The 785-nt window shown below is 60.5% G+C and carries 1 protein-coding gene; it reads left to right on the forward strand.

Annotated elements, in window-relative coordinates:
• Positions 1–729, forward strand: a 729-nt coding sequence (gene istB, locus ACFOEV_RS18295; RefSeq protein WP_386776336.1) for an IS21-like element helper ATPase IstB, incomplete at its 5' end; no start/stop codon positions are given.
• Between the last annotated feature and the right edge of the window lie 56 nt (positions 730–785).

The raw sequence follows: 785 nt of genomic DNA on the forward strand, positions 1-785 counted from the left end.
GCCAGCAAGCAGGACCTGAACTACCGTGAGTTCCTCGAGCAGGCCTTGGCCCAGGAATGGGGCGGGCGCCACCAGAAGGGCCTGGAGTCGCGGCTGAAACAGGCGCGGCTGCCGTGGATCAAGACCCTCGAGCAGTTCGACTTCAGCTTCCAGCCCAGCATCGACCACAAGATCGTGCGCGACTTGGCCGGCCTGGGCTTCGTCGAACGCGGCGAAAACGTGGTCCTGCTCGGCCCGCCGGGCGTCGGAAAGACCCATATCGCCGTAGCGCTTGGGGTGAAAGCCGCCGAAGCCGGCCACCGCGTACTGTTCATGACCCTGGATCGGCTGGTCAGCACCCTGGTGCGCTCCCGCCAGGAGAACCGCCTGGATCGGCAACTCCAGCAACTGACCTATCCCAAGGTGCTGGTGCTCGACGAGATGGGCTACCTGCCGATGACCCGAGAGGAAGCCAGTCTGTTCTTCCGGTTGATCAATCGGCGCTACGAGCGAGCCAGCACCATCCTGACCTCGAACAAGTCGTTCATGGATTGGGGCGAGATCTTCGGGGATCAGGTGATTGCCACGGCCATCCTGGATCGGCTGCTGCATCACTCGACCACCCTGAACATCAAGGGCGAGAGCTACCGATTGAAGGACAAACGACGAGCCGGCCTGGTAACAACGCCCACTGCGAAGGAGGACGACACCTCACACAACCCTGAAGCTGTTCCGATGAAAGAACACTGATGAAAACCGGACAATCCGAATTGATGAAAAACGGACAACCTTCAGTGATGTTGACA

It is taken from the genome of Litchfieldella rifensis, assembly GCF_042646605.1.
Lineage (GTDB): Bacteria > Pseudomonadota > Gammaproteobacteria > Pseudomonadales > Halomonadaceae > Litchfieldella > Litchfieldella rifensis.